Annotated in this window: 18 protein-coding genes and 1 tRNA gene; 10 read left to right on the top strand and 9 right to left on the bottom strand. The window is 50.7% G+C overall.

The annotated features are described in order from the left end of the window. Positions 1-4: 4 nt before the first annotated feature. The 4 genes from ACYVJM_RS11715 to ACYVJM_RS11700 all read left to right on the top strand — a co-directional run bounded on the left by ACYVJM_RS11715 (position 5) and on the right by ACYVJM_RS11700 (position 2,907). Positions 5-370: a hypothetical protein gene (locus ACYVJM_RS11715; RefSeq protein ID WP_461148409.1), complete on the top strand. Its 366-nt coding sequence runs from the start codon at positions 5-7 to the stop codon at positions 368-370. Between the two features lie 179 nt (positions 371-549). Next, a complete protein-coding gene (locus ACYVJM_RS11710; RefSeq protein WP_461148408.1) occupies positions 550-1,665 on the top strand; it encodes a helix-turn-helix domain-containing protein in 1,116 nt (371 codons plus the stop codon). A gap of 102 nt (positions 1,666-1,767) precedes the next feature. Then, complete coding sequence (locus tag ACYVJM_RS11705; protein WP_461148407.1) at positions 1,768-2,268, top strand: hypothetical protein; 501 nt, start codon at positions 1,768-1,770, stop codon at positions 2,266-2,268. 36 nt (positions 2,269-2,304) lie between these two features. Beyond that, positions 2,305-2,907: a YceI family protein gene (locus tag ACYVJM_RS11700; RefSeq protein ID WP_461148406.1), complete on the top strand. Its 603-nt coding sequence runs from the start codon at positions 2,305-2,307 to the stop codon at positions 2,905-2,907. Here the strand turns inward: ACYVJM_RS11700 and ACYVJM_RS11695 are convergent. Continuing rightward, entirely contained in the window at positions 2,805-3,737 is a 933-nt protein-coding gene (locus ACYVJM_RS11695) for a helix-turn-helix domain-containing protein (protein WP_461148405.1), read from the bottom strand. The genes ACYVJM_RS11700 and ACYVJM_RS11695 overlap by 103 nt on opposite strands. A gap of 244 nt (positions 3,738-3,981) precedes the next feature. Here ACYVJM_RS11695 and ACYVJM_RS11690 point away from each other — a divergent pair, with 244 nt between their 5' ends. Further along, positions 3,982-6,522: a sigma 54-interacting transcriptional regulator gene (locus ACYVJM_RS11690; RefSeq protein ID WP_461148404.1), complete on the top strand. Its 2,541-nt coding sequence runs from the start codon at positions 3,982-3,984 to the stop codon at positions 6,520-6,522. Positions 6,523-6,534: 12 nt separating this feature from the next. Here the strand turns inward: ACYVJM_RS11690 and ACYVJM_RS11685 are convergent, their stop codons facing one another. The 5 genes from ACYVJM_RS11685 to ACYVJM_RS11665 form a co-directional block, all read right to left on the bottom strand. Then, entirely contained in the window at positions 6,535-8,880 is a 2,346-nt protein-coding gene (locus ACYVJM_RS11685; protein WP_461148403.1) for a histidine kinase dimerization/phosphoacceptor domain -containing protein, read from the bottom strand. 222 nt (positions 8,881-9,102) lie between these two features. Further along, positions 9,103-9,576: a Dps family protein gene (locus tag ACYVJM_RS11680; RefSeq protein ID WP_461148402.1), complete on the bottom strand. Its 474-nt coding sequence runs from the start codon at positions 9,574-9,576 to the stop codon at positions 9,103-9,105. A gap of 60 nt (positions 9,577-9,636) precedes the next feature. After that, positions 9,637-10,566, bottom strand: coding sequence for a ring-cleaving dioxygenase (locus ACYVJM_RS11675; protein WP_461148401.1), 930 nt, complete (start codon positions 10,564-10,566; stop codon positions 9,637-9,639). A 17-nt stretch (positions 10,567-10,583) separates the two neighbouring features. Next, positions 10,584-11,642: an SMP-30/gluconolactonase/LRE family protein gene (locus ACYVJM_RS11670; RefSeq protein WP_461148400.1), complete on the bottom strand. Its 1,059-nt coding sequence runs from the start codon at positions 11,640-11,642 to the stop codon at positions 10,584-10,586. 527 nt (positions 11,643-12,169) lie between these two features. Then, positions 12,170-12,242 (bottom strand) — tRNA-Thr (locus tag ACYVJM_RS11665). A gap of 85 nt (positions 12,243-12,327) precedes the next feature. Between ACYVJM_RS11665 and abc-f the strand changes: the two genes are divergently transcribed. Beyond that, positions 12,328-14,307: a ribosomal protection-like ABC-F family protein gene (gene abc-f, locus ACYVJM_RS11660; RefSeq protein WP_461148399.1), complete on the top strand. Its 1,980-nt coding sequence runs from the start codon at positions 12,328-12,330 to the stop codon at positions 14,305-14,307. Between the two features lie 156 nt (positions 14,308-14,463). Next, on the top strand, positions 14,464-15,522 hold the full coding sequence (locus ACYVJM_RS11655; protein WP_461148398.1) for a PA0069 family radical SAM protein: 1,059 nt from the start codon (positions 14,464-14,466) through the stop codon (positions 15,520-15,522). Between the two features lie 15 nt (positions 15,523-15,537). Here ACYVJM_RS11655 and ACYVJM_RS11650 read toward each other — a convergent pair whose 3' ends face one another. After that, a complete protein-coding gene (locus ACYVJM_RS11650) occupies positions 15,538-16,482 on the bottom strand; it encodes a bestrophin family protein (protein ID WP_461148397.1) in 945 nt (314 codons plus the stop codon). A gap of 156 nt (positions 16,483-16,638) precedes the next feature. Between ACYVJM_RS11650 and ACYVJM_RS11645 the strand changes: the two genes are divergently transcribed. Further along, on the top strand, positions 16,639-17,937 hold the full coding sequence (locus tag ACYVJM_RS11645) for a type IX secretion system plug protein (protein ID WP_461148396.1): 1,299 nt from the start codon (positions 16,639-16,641) through the stop codon (positions 17,935-17,937). Between the two features lie 43 nt (positions 17,938-17,980). Here the strand turns inward: ACYVJM_RS11645 and ychF are convergent, their stop codons facing one another. Together ychF and ACYVJM_RS11635 are read right to left on the bottom strand one after the other, a co-directional pair. Then, positions 17,981-19,081, bottom strand: a complete 1,101-nt coding sequence (gene ychF / locus ACYVJM_RS11640) for a redox-regulated ATPase YchF (protein WP_461148395.1) — start codon at positions 19,079-19,081, stop codon at positions 17,981-17,983. 210 nt (positions 19,082-19,291) lie between these two features. Continuing rightward, complete coding sequence (locus tag ACYVJM_RS11635; RefSeq protein ID WP_461148394.1) at positions 19,292-19,618, bottom strand: DUF3276 family protein; 327 nt, start codon at positions 19,616-19,618, stop codon at positions 19,292-19,294. A gap of 272 nt (positions 19,619-19,890) precedes the next feature. Here ACYVJM_RS11635 and ACYVJM_RS11630 point away from each other — a divergent pair, with 272 nt between their 5' ends. Both ACYVJM_RS11630 and ACYVJM_RS11625 read left to right on the top strand, forming a co-directional pair. Beyond that, complete coding sequence (locus tag ACYVJM_RS11630; RefSeq protein ID WP_461148393.1) at positions 19,891-20,325, top strand: septal ring lytic transglycosylase RlpA family protein; 435 nt, start codon at positions 19,891-19,893, stop codon at positions 20,323-20,325. 151 nt (positions 20,326-20,476) lie between these two features. Next, positions 20,477-21,388, top strand: a complete 912-nt coding sequence (locus ACYVJM_RS11625) for a DUF58 domain-containing protein (RefSeq protein ID WP_461148392.1) — start codon at positions 20,477-20,479, stop codon at positions 21,386-21,388. Positions 21,389-21,432 lie beyond the last annotated feature (44 nt).

The following is a 21,432-nucleotide window of genomic DNA, read 5'->3' as shown; positions in this document are numbered from 1 at the left end:
CATTATGGAAAATACAAACAACTCCGATCAACAGCGCGTCGACGAAAATTCGGGCGGTCCGCTGGAAGGTATGTCGCCCCGTCATAACAACATGCCCGAAAACGACACAGAAGACGATGCTGTCGTTTACGCCGGGCTTGGTGTGAACAACGACCCCGACATCATGAATCCGGGCGATGAAGAGGCTTCCGATACACTTTTATATACCGATACCGCCACCGCCCGCCACGCTACCGACGAACTGTCGAACGACGCCGAACCCGACGAGTTCATCGATGATGAAACCGATGCCGATATGTCGGATGATGATATTGACGAGCAGATCATTGAACTCGCCGAAGAAGAAGACGAGGGAAACGAGCGGTATTAGCGGGTTGTAGTGCCGACCGTCGAACCGTCGATGCGTCGAACCGTCCCGGTCGGCATTACACCGTCACGGCATTACATTCACCTTTTTGCGTTCTGTTGCTGTATATTGCATGTGAAGCAGGGAATCATTTCCCTGCTTTCTGCTAGCAAGACCATTGACGGAATCTAAACAGTAAAAAGGTGAAAATTGGGTTTACAGTTGATATACTGGTCGGGCTGTTCATCATCAACGTAGGGTTCTTTGCTGCGGGGCTGCTTTGGTTTTCTCACCATAACCGGCAGGCAAACCGATTTCTGGCCTGTTTGATGGTTGCCATTTCCTGCTGGTTAATTGATGGCTTTTTTCGGTTAGCCGGTATTTATCAGCAAAATGCCAATCTGTATTTCCTCCCCATCTTCTATTCGTTTGCCTTTGGACCGCTGATTTACATCTACGTAAATAGCCTCACCAATAGTGCTTTTCAGTTTAAGCGAAGTTACTGGTGGCATTTTCTGCCAGTAGCTGTTCAGGCAGGACTTTACTTGTTCCTGACGGTACAGTCGTATGAGTTCAGGAACTGGTTCTGGAACAACATTCATTACCCGTACACATACAGTATTGAGTTCGATGGTACGCTGATCTCACTGCTTATTTACCTGCTGCTATCCCTGCGGTTGTTGCGTAACTACAGCCGCTATGTGCAGGAAAACTTCTCCGAGACAAGCCAGCTTACCCTACGCTGGCTTCGCGTATTACTGGTCATCATCGCGCTGGTGTGTGGTCAGTGGGCTATCGAACTGATTTTGCGCCATCGGTTCAATCTGTATTTTCAGTATGACTACTCGTACTGGCTGCTTGGTTTGCTGCTCGTTGTGCTTGGTACAGCCGGCTTGCAACAGACCAATCTGGCCAATGTACAGTTCAGGGACGAAGCCGTACCCGACAGTCTGCCACTGCTGCCCAAGAATGACGTTCAGATTAGCCCGGAGCAGATTGCCCAGGTTAGGCGGGCCATGGACATCGACAAACTCTACCTCAATCCAACCCTGACGCTCACCGAACTGGCCCGGCATCTGGGGCTCAATCCCAAAGTCGTTTCGCTTATTATCAATGCCGGTATTGGCCAGTCGTTCAATAATTTTGTCAACTCCTACCGCATCAGCGAAGTGAAGCAGCGGCTCCGCACCGACGACCTAACCCGCTTTACGCTGCTGGGTATCGCCTTCGAATCGGGCTTTAATTCTAAAACGACCTTCAACCGAATCTTTAAGGAGCATACGGGGCAGTCGCCCAGCGAATATGCCGGTCAGGCTTAGTCCCAATTCGTCCGTTGGGACGTCCCGATCCTGAATTGGGGCGATGGGGGCCGGTTGCCGCCCCACCTTTGTATCGTTCAACGACTTAACCCCGTCACAACGATGCGAACATTCCTGCTCTTTACCCTCTGCCTGACCGGCCTGATTGCCTGGTCGCAGCCACAGCCTTCCGGCTGGTCGAACAAGTCCCGTTTGTTACCCGACAAGCTGCGCTTATTACCCGTTGGCCTGACGCTCTGGCATACCAACAATCCCTGCGTGCCGGTACTGGAAGGAGACATGTACTACTGGAAACATGCCACCATGGTCCGTGCCGACGTGAGCGATCTGGAACTGGTTGAAGCCGGTAGTTTCATCTGGTACGACTCAACTGGCTGGCACCCCAACATGCGGTACAATCCCGACGAGTTTGCCGCTACGTTTGTCTGCCCTCAGGGAAAACTCCAGCGTGGCCAGACGTATACATTCCCCAAAAACTGGCGGTATGGCAAGCAGGCTTACGGGGGCGATGCGCTCTGGTACGTCATTGCCAAAGACCGTTCCGGCAAACTCTACAAAGGCTATGGCCTGATCGAAACGGAAGGAAACCCCACCGCTAACTAATCATCAACTCCATCAATTCTAAAATCAGATATCCTCATGAAAACGCTTCTCATTAGTTTCTCTTTGGCTCTTGCTCTTGTTTCATCAGGCGTAGCGCAGTCTCAGTTCGCCGTCGATGTCAGCGCCAGCCAGCTCAACTGGACGGGTTACGCGGAGGTTGGCTCCTGGGCCCCCTCGGGTACGATTCAGGTAAGTAAAGGGCAGTTTGCCGTTGCCGGCAAGCAAATAACCAGTGGCCGGATCAGTATTGACATGAGCACCCTTCAACACGAAGATGCCAAGCTTCAGGCGCATTTGCGGGGTGAAGATTTCTTCGATAGTGCCCGCTATCCCACTGCAACGTTTCTGCTGACCAGCTTATCGGGCCAGGTCGCAACCGGGCAGTTAACGATTCGGGGCGTTACCCGGCCGGTTACGTTTCCGGTGGCCGTCAGCATGGAAGGTGACGGACTGCGCATCAAAGGTAAAGCCGTTATTGACCGGACGCAGTTTGCCATTCGCTACAACTCGACCAGTTTCTTCTCGGGCCTGGGCGATTACGCAATCAAAAACGACTTTTCACTGGTATTCAACGTCGTGGTGAAACCAGCCGGTAAGCCGGGCATTGCGCGAAGACTGGCCGAAAGCTCCCGTCGATAACCGGTGGGCGTTTGCCGGTAGTAGCGTTTGAACAATTTATTCAGGTGGCACACGTCTGTAAACCCAAATTCGTCTGCTATCTGCGAAACGGTTAGTGTGCTCAGCCTGAGCCTTGTCTCGACCAGTTGAAGCTTATACCGGATAATGTACTGCTGAATGGATTCGCCGGTCTGCTGTTTAAACAGCGCGCCCAGATGCCGCTGCGAATAATTAAAGACATCGGCCATCTTTTCCAGGCGCAGGTAGTCCGGTTCCGTAATGTACCGGTGTACATAGGTGTTAATCCGCTGTCGGAGTGACGAAGCTGTACAGGATAACGCGCCTGCACCCGTATGGTAACGCGACAATTGGCGGTCTACCAGGCTTAGGATCGTTTTCATCAGCGACTCAACAATGGGGTTGGCTAACGGCGACTGATGTGCATAATGTTCGGCCAGGATAATACCAAACAACGCCTGTAAATTTTGCTGTTCCGGGCCATCCGTAACCAGGCTGCCCACGAGTGGCTGGTGTTTAATCTGGCCATGTTCACGAATCTGCGGCCAGGAATTCATGCCCAACGACGACAGATTCGCCAGGTACAGATCCGTGAAGGACAGAAAGCAGAAGCAGGTTTTTGTACTGATCACAAACGAGTGATAGTCCAGCGGGCCCAGAAAGAAGACATCGCCAGCCTGGTAGGCGAATCGATTGCCGTTGATCAGATGATGACCACTGCCACTACGAATCAGAATTAACTCGTAATGATTTTGGGTATGAACGGGATAAGACCATTGACTTGTTTCAACTTGTTGAAGCGATAAGGGGTCGTGCTGGAAAATACGTTTCATCTGAAGACGTGTTTAGTGGCCATCCACTCAGCCAGTGCAAATGATTGTGCCAATCAAGTGCCAAGTATTCAAAATGGGTTTAAAATAGAATAGATCAGGTATAAGTTATTGGCTTTCAGTATAATTTAGATGTACTGTAGTAGTTTAGTACCCCTCTACTATTTTGGATCTCCAATATATTGGAGATCCAAAATGGAGTTCGTTTTACCTTGTAACTTTGCTATTCATCAACTCAACGAACCGGATGAAATTACCCAGCGAGTTTGTTCCTTTACCCAAACTGCTCATTGTCGAGGATGAGTTTTTGATTGCGAATGACCTCAGACGGATATTGCAAAAGGCAGGTTATCAGATTATTGGTACAACGGCATCCGTGGCTGAAGCAAAAACAATGATCACCGGCCACACGCCGGATATTGTTTTGCTGGACATTTTTCTGAACGACGACCAGACCGGTATTGATCTGGCCAGTTGGCTCAATGAGCAGCCCGTGCCTATTCCGTTTGTCTTTCTCTCCGCCAACCTGACCGATGGTATTCTCGAAGCGGCCAAAATAACGCAGCCGTTTGGCTTCCTGAACAAGCCTTTCCGGGAAAAAGATGTACTGACAACGCTGGAAATTGCCCGTTACCGCCATGCGCATAGCGAAGAAGCGAGATTAAGGCAGCAGCAGGAAGTACAAATTGCCGTAAATAACGCCATTGTTACCATTCAGGACCGTGACCAGCTTTGTCAGGCGATTGCTCATCAGATCAATACGTTCGTTCCGTTTTCCTTTTTTAACCTGCGGATCGGTTTGCCTGACGAAGCATCTTTTTATTGGTTGATGCTGGAAAAGACCAATACAGGTACGTTTGAGCGGGTAAACCTGGCCACGCTGCTTCGAGACGAAGTAGAGGACGGGCTGATTCAGAAACTGGATCGCGAAGCACCGGACGCGCTGGGGCAGGAGCAGGGCGTTTTCACGGGCGATGCCTTTGATCAACTCTGTGACCGGTACATAACCGCTCGTTCATGCCGGGATAATTTTGGGGTTCGTTCGCTGGTGCTTTTCCCGATCCAGCTGAAGCGGAAAGCCTTTACAACCATTATTTTGTCCAGTACCCGGCCTGATGGGTTTACGCAGAAAGATTACCAGGCCGTTAGTCTGATTGCACCCCAGATAGCCCTGGCCCTGGATAACCTCCTGGCGTACGAAGAAATTGAAGCCCGCCGACAGACCAAAACAACGGAGCTTGCCCTTGTTAATGCCTTTCAAAATGGCAAAGACAGCCGTGAGATCATCCCGCAGGTAGCGGCTGTCCTCAACGAGTTGATACCGTTCGATTTGCTGGCTGTTTATCGAATAGGCCGAATACTTGAATCGGCTACTATCGACATGGCTGTGCTTAAACAGGATGGGGCGTTTGTGCCCCTAACCGAAAAAGACATTGTTCCCCGTAACATTGCCGACCAGCCAGACTGGAAACGGGCGCTGGCCGATATGGAAACCTGGCTGGTCGAACCGACCATTAATGTAGGAAGTCAATTCGATGAAACGCGCCAGCGGAGCGTAGTGACCCGGTTTTACGGCGAGGCTCTGGGTCTGAAATCGTCGATGTACGTACCAATTTTTAGTCAGGGAAAGCCAATCGCTGCCTTGATTCTGGCCAGCAAAGCGGCTTATGCCTTTACTCGTAAAGACTTGTGTACCTTACAGGATATCAGCATTGAACTGGCTCTGTCGCTGGAAAATCTATCTGCTTATGAACGAATAAAGGTACTGAGCGAACACCTCGAACAGGAAAAAACTTACCTGACCGAAGAAATTAAGACCAGCCATAATTTTGAAGAAATCATCGGCAGGAGTCCGTCGATGCAAATTGTATTCAACGCCATTGGACAGGTAGCCCCAACGGATTATACCGTCCTGATCATGGGCGAAACGGGAACGGGTAAGGAACTCATTGCCCGGGCGGTCCATAGCCTGTCAGCCCGTCGTGACCGACCCGTCGTTAAAATAAATTGTGCCGCTTTACCCGCCCAACTCATCGAGTCTGAACTGTTCGGCCATGAACGCGGCAGTTTTACGGGCGCTACCGAAAAGCGGATCGGTAAGTTTGAGCTGGCCAATGGCGGCACCCTTTTTCTGGATGAGATCGGTGAATTGCCCCTCGAACTACAGGCCAAATTACTACGGGCCATCCAGGAGAAAGAGATTGAGCGGGTTGGCGGTAAAGGCGTTATCCTGATCAATACCCGGATTATTGCGGCCACCAACCGAAACCTTCAGCAGGAAGTTGCCGCCGGTCGGTTCCGCTCCGATCTGTATTACCGGCTCAATGTGTTCCCTATAGTGGTGCCGCCCCTGCGCGAGCGGCAGGAAGACATTTTTCCGCTGACGATGCACTTTCTACAGAAGATCAGTAAAAAGCTGGGTAAGCCCATCACAAACATTGCCAACGCATCGCTTCAGCAACTCCTTCAGTATGGCTGGCCGGGCAACATTCGGGAGTTGGAGCACGTGCTGGAGCGGTCGGCCATTCTCTCCCAAACCACTACCCTGACGCTGGCCGAACCCCTGCGGTCAGCCATTGGTTTACCGTCGTTTGTCGTGCAGTCGTCAGAAGAGGTAAAATCCATTGACGACGCCATGCGATCGGCTATACTGGCCGCTTTGGCGAAATCGGGCAATCGCATTCGGGGTATTGGCGGGGCCGCCGAACTGCTCAATATCAAACCCACCACGCTGGAAGCCCGGATGAAAAAGTTGAACATTAGCGCCTACCAGCAGTCAGGTAATTGATCAGCGCAGCGGTTAATGGGATGACCAGGTCGTTCGGGCAGTTTTCTTAACGATGCCAAACTGCAGGCTGATCTGCACGCCGTCGTGTCCATCGATGCGTAGCTGCCCACTAATCTGTCGGCTGAGGCCTTTGATCATGGTCAGGCCCAGGGTGTTGCTTTCGTCCACATCATAGCCGTCGGGAAAACCAATACCGTCGTCGTTGATGGTTAGCAGATAAGACAGCTGATCTACCGGGGTAAGGCTAACGGTTAGCGTTCCGGGGCTGTGCGGAGGGTACGCACCGGGCGGAAAGGCATATTTCAGGGAGTTGGTAACGGCCTCATTGATGATCAATCCCAGAGGAGTCGCCAGCGTTACATCCAGCGCGACCACCGAAACGGCTACGTTTCCCCGAATGGAGTCCTGCCGGTCGAAGGAGTCAATGAGGTAGTCAACAATATCACGGATATAGTCGGCCATATCGACCTGCGCCATGTTGCTGGACTGGTATAACTTCTGATGAATGAGGGCCATGGCATGCACCCGGTTCTGGCTTTCCCGAATGGCCGCCAGTGCCGTCGAATCGTGCAGAAAATCGGATTGCGCGTTTAGCAGGCTGCTGATGACCTGTAAGTTGTTTTTGACCCGGTGGTGGATTTCCTTGAGCATCCATTCCTTCTCGGCCAGCAGTTCTTCCTTTTCGTCCAGCACCTTTTCCAGCGAGTGATTTTTCTGGTTAATCTCAATCTGCTTGGCTTCGAGCAGCTGGTTGCTCCGCTGTTTGAGCCGGTAGCGGTTGTAGCTCACGCCCAGTAGACCCGCCAGCAGAATAGCCCCGGCAATAATACCGTTGCGGGTTGTCTGGGCATGTTTGAGCTCACTTTGTTGTAATCGGCTCTGTTTGGTGAGCAGGGCAATATTCTGTTCTTTCTTCTGGGTATCGTATTGTATTTGCAGGCTGGCGATCTGCCTGCTTTTGGTTTCGTTGAACAGGGAGTCGTTGAGGGATTTGTACCGTCGAAAATGGTTGATTGCCGAGAGGTAGTTGCCCTGCGCCGAATCGACCTTGAACAGCATAAAATGAATGTCTCTGACTGTCGACAGCGCATTTTTCTGGGGCAGAAAACTCAGCGCTTTTTGCAGATGATAATTTGCCTTTTTGAATTGTTTCTGGTTGAAATAGAAAACGCCGATATCCTCATGAGCCTGCTGCGAAGCCTCGAAAATCTTGTTCTTCGCATACCAGTCCAGTGTCTCTTCGTAATACCGCTCGGCCAGCGGATAGTTCTTCAGGGCATCGTAGCAATAGGCTAAATTTCGGGCAACACAGGCTTTCTGAATGATGGTGTTGGTCGGGATTTCCCTGACGAGTTGTTGAATGAGCCGAAGAGCATCCTGCGGTTTTTTCTGGTCGATGAGATCTTTTGCCAGTACACCCGCTGCGTAGTACATAGCAAAGTTAGGGAGCCGTTCCTGCCGCCAGGCTGCCAGCGATTTTTTGTACCACTCGATTCCTTTCTGATGGTTACCAATCTCGACATAAATTCGGGCCAGATCGCCGTAAAAAGCTGCTGCTGAGGTCGTGTCCGCCGTTTTGTTCATGCTCTCCAGACATAGCATTCCGTACAGCAGGCCTTTGTTTAAGTCGCCTTCCAGCCGGCCAATGGTGGAGAGCAGGTTATAAGTGTAGTGAAGCTTGGGGTAATGAATGGCCTTGTAGCGTTTCAGTACGTTCCGTAGTTGCGTTTCGGCAATGGCCAGGTCACCCTGATAGAGATGCGTAACCGCAATTTCTTTCAGGGCTGTCGTCTCCTGCTCCGGCTTATGTAAGGTCTTGTAAATAGCCGCTGCCTGACGGAAGTTGGCGAATACATGGGTGTAATCGGGATCGACGTTTCTGAGCCAGATCCCCAGCCTGAACCGGGCAATGGCTTCGCCTTCTTTATCGCCCGTACGCTGGCAGTCGTTGATCAGCGCCGAAAATTGGGAACGTCCGGACTCCGGATTCCCCCCTTCCATATCGGCAATCACGAACATGCTTTCAATGTCATGCTGCCAGGTGAGCAAATGGAGTGAATCGCTCAGTTGTTTGGCTTTACTGAGGTAGGTGCGGCCGCTGTCCAGGTCGATTTTCGATTCGCCCGGTTTGTAGATGTGAAACTTACCCAGTTCGAGTAAAATAGAGATTCTGTTTGTATCCGGCTGACTTTTCTGCAACCGTACGAGCAGACGGTTAACGAGTTGCCGGTTTATGTTCTGTCCGGAAGCCGACAGGGTATGCAACGCCAGCGCGCAAATCATCACAAACCATTTATGGTGCCGGAAGACGAATAGCTTGGTCGACCACTGGCGGGCTTTACCCTTAACTGGCTGCATACTACGTTCGCTTTAAGCGTATACAGGCGTTTGGCTTAGACCCGTGCCACGGTTACCCTGTAACACACGGGATAACCGTGGCACGGGTCTAAGCCAAACGCCTGCGTATAAAAACAACCGCAAAAATAGTGATTGGTTAATGGTTATCAGTTAACAGTTATTGGTTATTAAGTTAATGGTTAATAACCAAAGCATGCTGAAGCTGAGCTATTTATCCATTAGCTACTTAATGTGTGCCCGCAGCATCCAGGCTGTTTTTTCGTGTTTTTCCATTAGGCCGGTAACAAAATCGCTTGTACCGGCATCCTTGTGGGCATCTGCGAACGCATCAATCGTGCCTCGGATAAATTCGATAATGCTCTCGTGGTCTGCCAACAGCTTTTTGATCAGGCTTCGGCTGTCGTTGCCATCTTCATCCTGCTCGGTGAGGTGGGTAAGTTGCAGGAAGTTTTTCAACGTGGCCGGGGCGTAGTGACCCAACTGCCGGATACGCTCGGCCACCGCATCGACAAACTCGGCCGATTCATTATACAGGTCTTCGAAGTAGATGTGCATGGAATGAAAGTCGATGCCTTCCAGATTCCAGTGTGCGTTGAGGGTTTTTGTGTACAGGACGAATTCATCGGCCAGTAGTTTGGTCAGCTCGTGAGCGACCACTTCCCGGTTTTCGGGTGAGATACCAATGCTTGTTTTCATAAGTACAGCTTTAAATACGGCGTACCCGAATGGATACAAACCATTTTATGGGAGGGAAATTTAGGTTAGCGCGGGTAACGATTCTTCTATTTTGGCCCGTTTGTCTTCATGCTGTCTGGGTAGTTTAAGATGAGTGCCCAGTTCTGCCAGGGGCTCATCGACCGTAAAGCCGGGGTTGTCGGTGGCAATCTCAAACAGAACGCCCCCCGGTTCGCGGAAGTAGAGCGAGAAGAAGTAATCGCGGTCTATTTTTGGGGTTATTTGTAAGCCCTTGCTCAGAATCTTGTCCCGAAACTCCATCTGAATGGCATCGTTAGCGACCCGAAACGCCACGTGGTGATTGGTGCCGGCGGCATTCCGGCCGAGCGTGCCGGTGGGCTCTTCCAGCAAATCGACGATGGATGCCGTTGGTGTTGAATCGGTTATGAACCGGTAGCGGTTGCCCTCCTGGCCTTGTTGCGTGTAGCCAAAAATATCGGTCAGTACCCTGGCGGTGGCATCGATAGATTGCAGGGTCAGGGTAACGCTGTGAAATCCCCTGGTGGCGATGTCCTCTTTCAGGTCTGCGGTTTCCCAGACCGGCCGGTTGTCCGGGTGCTGGATGAGGGCAATGGCCAGCCCGTCAGGATCGGTGAAGGGCAGATATACTTCGCCGAATCGCTCCGCCTGTTCGCCCACCGACACGCCCATTTCCCGGAATCGGCCCGCCCAGTTGTCAAGGCTTCCGGTGGGAACCGAGTAACCGATTTCGGTAGCCATGCCCACGCCCGTTCTGCCCCGCCCGATGCCTTCCCATGGGAAAAAGGTGAGGATGGTGCCGGGCGTGCCTGTCTCATTGCCGTAGTAGAAATGATACGTACTGGGATCGTCGAAGTTGACGGTCTTTTTTACCATGCGAAGGCCCAGTACATGGGTATAAAAATCATAATTGCGCTGGGCGTTGTTGGCAATGGCGGTAATGTGATGAAGCCCCAGGATGCGGTTGTCCATAGCTGTTTGGTAATGGGTTAGTTGCGAACGGGTGTTGCCCCGATCTGAAGTTTATAAAGGTGTATCGGGTAAATAACCGCCGATTTTCCCTGCCGAAACAAGGGGGTCCGGTTGAGTTGTCCCGCCGGGAGCCATAGAAATCCGGCATCGTCAATCCACATCGAGCCTACCCAGATAAGTCGGGGATCGGCAATGAGTACCGAGGTTTTTCCATCAGGCGTAATTTTTAAAATCCGTGATAGATTGATATCCGACAGATACATGTTGCCATCTGCATCAATCGTGGTTCCGCCCGTTCCCGGTGTATCGACAAAGAGCTGCACCTGTTTAGCTACATCGGCGGGGGGCAGGGTCACGTCGTTCACGAAAAAGGTGTCAATGCGGCTCATTAAGCCCGATGCCGGTTGAAAATACAGGTATCGGCCATCGGGTGACACTTCCAGCTGGTCGGCATGAATGCGTACCTCCTCGCCGTTCGGGTAGCGTAAAATCTGCCCTTCGGCCAGTATAGGACGCATGTCCGTTACGGAATCATCATCTTCCAGAATCCGGCGGCCTCGACCCGATTGCCGGTCGAGCACAATCAGCGCGGGGGCTCCGGCATCGGTCAGGTAAATATGCGACGGTGTAATCCGTACATCATCGACCAGGCTGTTCGCCTTTACTACGCCATCGAGCGGAATGACCCGTATTATCTGATTCGTTTCTACCTTGATGACAACCACTTTTGCCCCTTCAACCATTGGCTCCGGCGTCGGCTTTAACTGTCCCGTATCCACAATCCAAAGATTATGGTCGGGACCAATGCGCAGGGAGCGAACCCGAATAAACGCTGGCCGGGTCGTCTGGTTAGCAGACAGAGTATTCCACTCTTCGTCAGGATAGGGACTAATCGTACCATCGGCCCGGATTTCGCCGACTCGCAGACCGGTTTCATCTTCCCGGCGTGGAAAACAGACGAAAACGCGTCCACTATCGGTTGTCGTTACGCCATTCCAGGCCAGATTCGATTGATAGGCCGATATCAACTGGACGTCTGAAATCCGCTTGCCAGACTGACCGTTGCCATTTACCATACTACTGAAATCAATTAAGGAAGCCCGGCTATCAGGGCACTGGTGCTACCGTAGAGCTACCTTATGGGTCGCCCCGATCATGCCCGTCGCTACCATCCGGGAACAAGTTATTTCGGTTCAATACCAATTGATCTATTTCATGGCTTGTTCTAGATTAATCTGATGAGAATAAGATGTTTGTGTCGATAAGTCAGGGCTTTGCTGCCCTTTGTTTTTATGATTACAAACCTAAGAGAACGCTACCTCCTGGAGCGGTACGAATCGACGATTTTTCGGTAAAAGGAGAGGATTGTCAGGCAAAATTCAGGGAAGAGCTGCCGCAATGGGGGAAGCCAAATGATGTGAAAATAGCTGGCTTATTTCCATTATGTTACCTGACTGGAGAGCAATAGCAGTCTGGGTGTTTTCGAGCGACACAGAGGTGTCTTTCCGTGTTCGGCACGGTCAGCGTGTTCATCTGCGGTTCGTCCGGTTCGGGCCATCGCTAAAAAAAAAGTCCCACTCGATTGAGTGGGACTAGTGTGGAGAGCCTCCTATAGGACTTGAACCTACGACCCCTTCATTACGAATGAAGTGCTCTACCAGCTGAGCTAAGGAGGCTTTTAGTCGCTTTTGCGAGTGCAAATATAACAGAGTGGAATTTAAGAACGCAAGTATCCGTTCTATTTTTGGTAAATTTGCACCCATGATTTCCATTACGAACCTATCGTACTACCTCGGTAGCCGGGCACTCTATGATAATGCCTCGCTCCATATAAAGCCAAACCAGAAAATCGGCCTCATTGGTCTTAATGGTACCGGCAAGTCTACCCTGCTCCGTATTATCAATGGCGAGTACCAGCCAGATGGAGGAACCATCTCCAAAGCAGGGGATGTAACGATTGGCTTCCTGAACCAGGATTTGCTGTCGTACCAGACCGACGATTCCATCCTGTCGGTAGCTATGCAGGCCTTTGCGCGGCAAAATGAGTTGCAGATAAAAATTGATGAATTGCTCCACCAAATGGAGGTCAATTATACCGATGATCTGGTCGATAAGCTCGGAAAAGCGCAGGAGGAATTCGATGCACTCGATGGCTACACCATTCAATCCAGAGCCGAAGAGATTTTGGAAGGACTGGGCTTCTCGACCGACGATCTGCACCGGCCTTTGCGGCTCTTTTCGGGAGGCTGGCGCATGCGGGTTATGCTCGCCAAGCTGCTGCTCGAAAAACCGTCGCTGCTCATGCTCGATGAGCCAACCAACCACCTGGACTTACCGTCTATCCAGTGGGTTGAAAAATACGTTCAGAACTACGAAGGCTCCGTTATTGTGGTGTCCCACGACCGCGAATTTATCGACAACGTGGTCGATACCATTGTGGAAGTATCGGGAGCGAAACTGAATTATTATGCGGGTAACTATTCCTACTACATGGAAGAGAAAGCCCTGCGGAACGAAATTCAGAAAGGCGCTTTCGAAAACCAGCAAGCCAAAATCCGGCAGACGGAGCGGTTCATCGAGCGCTTTAAAGCCAAGGCCTCGAAAGCGAAGCAGGCCCAGAGCCGGGTTAAACAACTCGAACGGATGGAGCTTGTCGATGATGTGATCGACAGTAATGCGCGGGTAAATTTCAAGTTTAACTTCTCGCAGCAGCCCGGTCGCCACATTCTGCATTTAGATGATATTTCGAAAGCCTACGGCGAAAAACGCATTCTGACGCATTCTACCGCCCGGCTCGAACGGGGTGATAAGGTAGCGCTTATTGGAGCTAATGGTCGTGGTAAGTCGACGCTGCTGCGAATTATTTCGGGCTCTGAACCGATTGATGGCGAGCGCGTTCTGGGTTATAACGTTTCATTCAGCTTCTACGCCCAGCACCAGCTTGAGTCGCTTCGGGTGGAAGATTCGATGCTGGAAGAGTTGAAACAGGCAAACCCGACCAAATCGGATGGCGAACTGCGCGGAGTGCTGGGCTGCTTCCTGTTTTCCGGCGATGATGTCTTCAAGAAAATAAAAGTACTTTCCGGGGGGGAGAAATCGCGCGTGGCGCTGGCAAAAGTGCTGCTCTCACAAGCAAACTTCCTATTGCTCGACGAACCGACCAACCACCTGGACATGCAGTCGGTAAACATCCTGATTCAGGCTTTACAGCAGTATGAAGGTACGTACGTGGTTGTTTCCCACGACCGGTACTTCGTATCGCAGATTGCCAACAAGATATGGTATATCGAAGACGAGCAGATCAAGGAATATCCGGGTACGTACGACGAATACGAGTGGTGGCAGGAAGAGCGGAAAGCGCAGGGTCTTGGCCCGTCGAAGCAACCCGTTGATAATTCCAAGATGCAGCCCGCCACGGCTCCGGCACCCACGAGTAATGGGCATTCGAATGGCAAGGCCACCAATGGCCGGGCGTCGGATGAAGAACGGAAAGAGTGGCAGAAGACACTTAAGAACCTGACCCGCCAGGTGGAGGAGTCGGAAACCAAAATTGCACAACTGGAGGAACGCAAGAAACGCCTTGAAACAGAACTCGCCGACCCCGCAACCTATGGCGAGGATAAACTGATGCAAGCCAAAAACGACGAATACCGACACGTGATGGCCCAAATCAGCAGGCTTCAGGATGAGTGGGAAACCGCTATGCTCGAAGCAGAAGAGTGGGAGAAAAAGCTAGCCTGAAGTCAGTAAATCAATAAGCGGCTCCGCCCAGGTCAGTAAGCCGGTAAGTTGTTGCCTACGTCAGCCACTTACCTACTTATCGACCTGGGCGAAGCCGCTTATTGATTTACTGAAAATCGTACATGTAAAATATATTTATGTTTTATTTGTACGACTATGGGCGACTACAAAAAAGGGCGGGGTGCGCAGTTTAATGCGGCCAATTCATTTTCCACACATCAGTATGAGCCTGATGAGGAAGGTGAGCTGGTTGACGATGACTTTCCGAAACCAACGGTAAAAACGCAATTCTTCGAGGAAACGCCGAAGCAGATCATCAGTCGTCCCAAAAGCCCGGATATTGGTTTCTCGGCATCCATAAATCCCTATCAGGGGTGCGAGCATGGTTGTATCTACTGCTACGCCCGACCCACGCACGAATACTGGGGCTTCTCGGCCGGGCTCGATTTCGAGAGCAAGATCATGGTGAAGAAAAACGCGCCGGCCTTACTCGAAAAGCAGTTTCAGTCGCGTTCGTACAAAGCGGAAGTCATTCATTTCTCGGGGAATACGGATTGCTACCAACCTGCCGAACGAACCTACAGGCTCACTCGTCAACTGCTGGCGTTGTGCCTTCAGTACCGGAATCCGGTGTCGATCATCACCAAAAATGCGTTGATCCTGCGCGATCTGGACATTCTAAAGCCACTTGCCGAACTTAACCTGGTGAGTGTCGCCATTTCGATTACCACCAGCAATGAGTCCCTTCGGTTGTTGATGGAGCCGCGCACGGTTACAGCTACGCAGCGGTTTAAAACGATGGGTGCGCTGCATCGGGCGGGCGTTCCTGTGGGGATTATGACGGCCCCGATAATTCCCAGCCTGAACGATCATGAAATTCCGAAACTAATTGAGCAGGCTTCTAGTGAGGGTGCGTGCTGGGCAGCTTACACCGTTGTCCGGCTAAACGGTGCGGTGGGCCCTCTGTTTACCGACTGGCTTCAGCAGACCTTTCCAGATCGGGCAGAGCGCGTTCTCAATCAAATTGCTGATTGTCATGGAGGCCAGTTGAACGATTCCCGGTTTAAAACCCGCATGTCGGGCGAGGGTCAGTACGCCCGGCAGATTGCTCAGCTGCATCGGATTGCCTGCCAGAAATACCTTGCCGGACGTAAGCCGACCGAGCTGACGACGAGCCTGTTCAGACCTGCCGGGCAACTTGGCTTATTTGACTGAGGTGTTTTTAATCGCCTATTTTTCGTACGAGAAGCCCTTTTTTGTTCCGGTGATCTGGTCCGTTTGAAGAAGCATTTCGGTATGGTCGAACGACTGGGTTACGGTTTTTTGGATGCCTTTGCAGATGGTATCGAGCGGCAGGTCATTATCGTCTGTACCGAATGGGTTTTCGATTTCTTCGGCAATAACTTCCAGGCTGGCGAGTACGTAAAAAACGAATACGACCAGCGGCACAACCAGGTAGTGCAGGTTGGAGACGTACCCCAGCGGCAAGGAGATACAATAAAGGAAAATAAATTTCTTGATAAACGAACTGTAGGAGAACGGAATGGGCGTGTTTTTTATTCGCTCGCAGGCTCCGCAGATGTCCATCAGCGACTGAATTTCCGGGTTGAGAAGCAGCAGGTGTTCGGGTAACAGGATACCCCGGCGCTGTAATTCATTCAATCGGCCAAAAATAGCCAGCGCGATCTGCTGGGGAACATGCTCACTCAGCCGAAGGTTACGCACGCCGAACAACGCACTTTCTTCAAATTCAGGCTCTACGCTTTGCTGCCGTAAATGGTTTTTAAGCGCAAACGCAAAGTTGGGAATCATAGCCCTGAAAAACTGGCGGGGCTCGCTTTGAGCCGGTTCCAGCAACTGATCCAGCTTGAGCGCCATGTTCCGGCTGTTGTTGACAAGGGCACCCCAAAGTTTGCGGCCTTCCCACCAACGGTCATAAGCGGTGTTTGTCCGAAATACCAGCAGCATCGAAATAACAAAACTCAGCAACGTGTGCATGAGCGAGAAATTCTTCAGGTGCGGGTTATCACTCAGATCGGCCATTTCAATCAGATGGACGATGATAAACGAATAGAAGCCCATGACTACCAGCGCCGGTAACAGCTTACGCACCGTATCGGCCCGGTTGAAGGTGATAATGAACCGAAACCAGTCTTTAGGGTTATAATTGACCATACAGAATTTTACCTGAGTAGACGATAATCATACAGATATCAACCACTGAAACCGGCGAATGTTGATATCATTGTATAATCAGGGGAGAGTATAGCGTTCATTAACAAATAGACTCACGACTGTCCGTTTACCAATCGCCGATTAAAACCATTGTAGATGATTGCTTCTCTAAGGTTTCCTGCCGTTCTGTTACTTTGGGTTTTTGCGTTTCCCTTGGCTGCCCAGCAACTTCAGACCATCGACCATATCTATGATCCTAAGATAGCTTCTGTGCTGCTGTTTCCGCAAGTTGGTACTAACCTGATCGACCCGGCCCTTACGCTGAATCCGCCCGTTATTTCGCTGGATGAACAGGTCGTGCTCCAACTGGAGTTCGACGATCTGACGGCCAATTACCGGTCCTTCCGGGCTCGTCTGGTGCATTGCAACGCCGACTGGCAACGCTCTATCCTGAACGACATTGAGTTTACGTACGAATACAACGACAATCCCATTACAGAATATCAGAATTCGATCAACACTAAGATCCCGTATTATCATTACCGATTTACCCTGCCACGGGTAAAACTGCCGGGCAATTACGTGCTGGTCGTTTATGACGAACGCAACCGAAACAATATTCTTTTTACCCGTCGGTTCAGCACCTATCAAAATCGGATAACAGTTGCCGCCGATGTACGTTTCTCGTCAAATCCGTCCCGTCAGTTCAGCGACCAGCAAATCGACATGAGCGTTAACTACAGAGGCTATCAGGTGATTTCGCCCCAGGATGATTTTAAAGTTGTTGTCCGTCAGAATTACCGCGACGACCGGGAGATCCGGGGGCTTCGGCCTACCAATGTGCAGGCATTTGACCAAACCCTGGAATACCGACTCGTTGATTTGACGAACACCATGCCGGGCGGGAATGAATTTCGGTTTTTCGACACGCGGACGGTGCTGTCCCGCGCCAACTACATCGACCGCATCGACCGCCCCGCCGACCGGAACATTGCCTACGTACAGGTCGATCAGCCGCGCAGTCGGGGTGTCTACATACAAAGTGACGACTTCAATGGCCAGTTTGTTATCGACCATCGCGAAACGGGTAATGGCGCCACCAATGCCGATTACATTGAGACGATTTTCACCCTCAAAACTGCCGAGATACCGGGGGTAAATATGTATGTGAACGGTGCGTTTAACTTCTGGCAGCTGACAGACCGCAACCGCATGGAGTTCGATCCAACATTAGGTGCTTACCGGGCGAGTATTTTATTAAAGCAGGGAGTCTATAATTACGATTACATTGTCGCCACAACCGGCCCACAACCAAAAGTGGATGAGAACTTCATTGAGGGAAGTTTCTCATCCACCGAAAATGATTACGAAATATTCATTTACCACCGGCCGCCAGCCTCCCGCGCCGACCAGCTAATCGCCTACAAGCGGGTAGGAGTGAATAAACGGAAATAGTGGAGTTGTGGCCATAACCTTACCACCTCACTACTTAAACACCTTAAGCGCTGTGCAGGAATTCCATAATGTCGCCGTCCTGTACGACGTATTCTTTACCTTCTACAGACAGTTTTCCGGCTTCCCGTACGCCCGCTTCGGTCTTAAACTGCGTAAAGTCGGGGAGCTTCATGACCTGCGCCCGGATGAACTTCTTTTCAAAATCGGAGTGGATCACCCCGGCGGCCTGGGGGGCTTTCCAGCCCCGGTGGATGGTCCAGGCGCGAACTTCCTTAACACCCGCCGTAAAGTAGGTGATCAGACCCAGCAGTCGGTACGACGCCTTAATGAGCTGACTTAAACCGGATTCGGTCAGGCCATATTCGCCCAGGAACATCTCGCGTTCTTCAACGTCTTCCATTTCGGCAATCTGCGATTCAATACCGGCACTGATAATGATAACCTCGGCACCTTCATCTTTAACCGCTTCCTTCAGCAGATCGGAATAGGCGTTTCCGTTTGGCAGCGATCCTTCGTCGACGTTAGCCACGTAGATGACGGGCTTTACGGTGAGCAGGGAAATATCGCCGATGGCGGCTTCCTGTTCTTCGGGCGACACCTGAACGGTGCGGGCGCTTTTACCTGCTTCGAGGGTTGATTTGTATTGCTTCAGGACGGCTAACTCAGCCTTCGCCTTGGCATCGCCAACCTGAGCCGCTTTTGCAATTTTCTGAATCTTCTTGTCAACGGCCTCTAAATCCTTCAGTTGCAGCTCAGCATCGATAATTTCTTTATCCGATATTGGGTCGACCTTGCCTTCAACGTGAACGATGTTATCGTCCTCAAAACAACGGATTACGTGGACAATGGCATCCACTTCACGGATGTTGGCCAGGAATTTATTGCCCAGCCCCGCCCCCTGGCTAGCGCCTTTTACCAGACCGGCGATGTCGACAAACTCGATAATGGTAGGCACCACCCGCTGGGGTTTCACCAGACTTTCGAGGGTGTCCAGCCGTTCGTCCGGTACAGTTACTACGCCCACGTTGGGCTCTATTGTGCAGAACGGGTAGTTGGCAGCTTCGGCCTTTCCGCTCGATATTGCGTTAAACAGCGTTGATTTGCCCACATTCGGCAAACCCACGATTCCACATTGAAGTCCCATAAATAATTTTTAAAGAGCGAGAGGATAAACCGGGCCGCCGATGCGGAGCGATTTATCCTCTCGCTCTTTGGTTTTTGTGCAAAAATACAACTACGACGGCGGACCACAAAAAAAGCCTTCAACCTGACAGGTTGAAGGCTACGTATTTATGTAAGGAACGATCCCTTAAATGCGCTTGTAAAGTTTATCCATTCGAAGGTGTAATATAGTTTATTCCCATTTCAACTCACTGGCAAAGTCATCCTGTTCATCCCGTTCGCGCTGTACAAACTGCGAGAAGTCTACTTCGGGCATGAGTTCGGTTTTTATATGAGTGACAGTTTCCTGCAATGCTTCGACGAACTTGTCGAAGTCTTCTTTGTAGAGAAACATTTTGTGCTTTTCATACACAAATCCATCGCCTTGCGGGTGTCGGCGACTTTCGGTGATGGTCAGGTAATAGTCGTTTGTACGGGTCGACTTAACGTCAAAAAAATAGGTTCGCTTACCCGCCCGAACTCGCTTTGAGTAAATTTTTTCTCGGTCTCTATCGTCCACAATTAAGAAGTTTAGTCTTTTCTCGAACGCTAAAGTACATTCTATCAGGATAGAACAAAAACAATACACTTAAATATATTTTGGGGCCAATTCACCACAAAAATAACCATGGATGTGGAGCTTATTCTACACTTTTTCGGCTAATAGCTTGGTTATAAAGCTTGTGTGCACTATCTTTGTTTTTAAGGAATTGCACTTTTTTGGGGCGGTTGGTATGTAGGCGTAACACAAACATACCCCCCGCCTATTTTTTTCACGTAACTAGGAGCTGTATGAGTTTAATCATGTCCATTATGTTGTTCTTTAGCAACATAAACCCGGCGGAGGCTCTTCCGAGCCTCATACAGAAAGGCAAAGCGTCTTTTTATTCCAAGAAGTTCAATGGTCGCAGGACCGCCTACGGAGAGCGCGTAAGCGCAGAGTCGCTCGAAGGTGCCCACCGTAACTTACCCTTAAACACGTTGGTTGAAGTCACAAATCTGGATAACCAACGTTCTGTAATTGTACGAATCAATGATCGGGGGCCATTCGCCAAAGGCCGTGTCATTGATTTAACCTTAGCAGCGGCCCATGCACTTGGCATGGTTTCTAAAGGTATTGCTAATGTATCGCTTCGGGTTGTTGGCAAAGGGAGTGCCATCGCTATGGCTCCCTCGCCTTTCTCAACCCCAATTGAGTTTCAGCCCTTGCTGGAACCTGTTATGTAAGCAGGTAACAACTACTTTTGCGAACCGTTCGATATTTCCCCGTGCAATTCCTGCTGGAGATGTCGAACGGTTCGCTTTTTGCGTTAAGTTTAAAGAGCGAACGACTAGATTTTTTTGCGCCAGCTCTTCACTCTTCCGCTCTTAAGAGTTCATGAAACAACCCCTTAATCTCAGTCAGGTACGTTCGTTTGGTAACGTCGAATTTCTGGCCCGCCAACTGGTCGAAGGATTTATCACAGGGCTGCATAAATCGCCCTTCCATGGGTTCTCGGTCGAGTTTGCAGAACACCGGCTCTACAATACCGGCGAAACAACCCGACACATCGACTGGAAAGTGTTTGGCAAAACAGAAAAATTATTTGTCAAACGCTACGAAGAAGAAACAAACCTCCGCTGCCATCTGCTGATCGACACATCGTCGTCGATGTACTACCCGGAAGCGAACTATGGCAAGATGACCTTTAGCGTTATGGCGTCTGCCTGTCTGGCTTATATGCTGCAACGCCAGAAAGACGCCGTCAGCCTGACAACCTTTGCCGACGAGATCGATCTGCAAACGCCCACAAAATCGACACCGTCGCACGTTCATAAGTTGTTTACTCAACTGGACCTGCTCATGCAGCAGCCTAAACCACTACGAAAAACGTCGGCGGCTGAGGTCATTCACCTGGTGGCGGAGAAGATCAACAAGCGGTCGCTGGTGGTTATTTTCAGCGATATGTTCGACAACAGTGAAAAGGCCGATGCGCTGTTTTCAGCCCTGCAGCACTTGCGCCATAATTTACACGAGGTACTACTGTTTCACGTAACGGACAAAAAGACGGAAGAGGAATTCGCGTTTGACGAACGACCTTACGAGTTCATTGACCTGGAAACCGGCGAAAAAGTGAAACTTCAACCCGGTCAGGTACGGGAGACCTACCAGCAAGCGGTAAAAACGTATTTCCAGGAGCTGAAAATGCGTTGCGGCCAGTATAAAATCGACTTCATTGAAGCCGACATCGCCCAGGGCTTCGACCAGATTCTACAGGCCTACCTGGTGAAGCGGACGAAGATGAGGTAGGTTATTTAGTATTAGGAGCGGGGAGTGAGAAGTTGCTGACGCCA

The sequence above is a fragment of the Spirosoma pulveris genome, from assembly GCF_054781875.1.
Note: the sequence above shows the minus strand (reverse complement) of the source record. Positions and strands in the feature narration are given on the sequence as shown.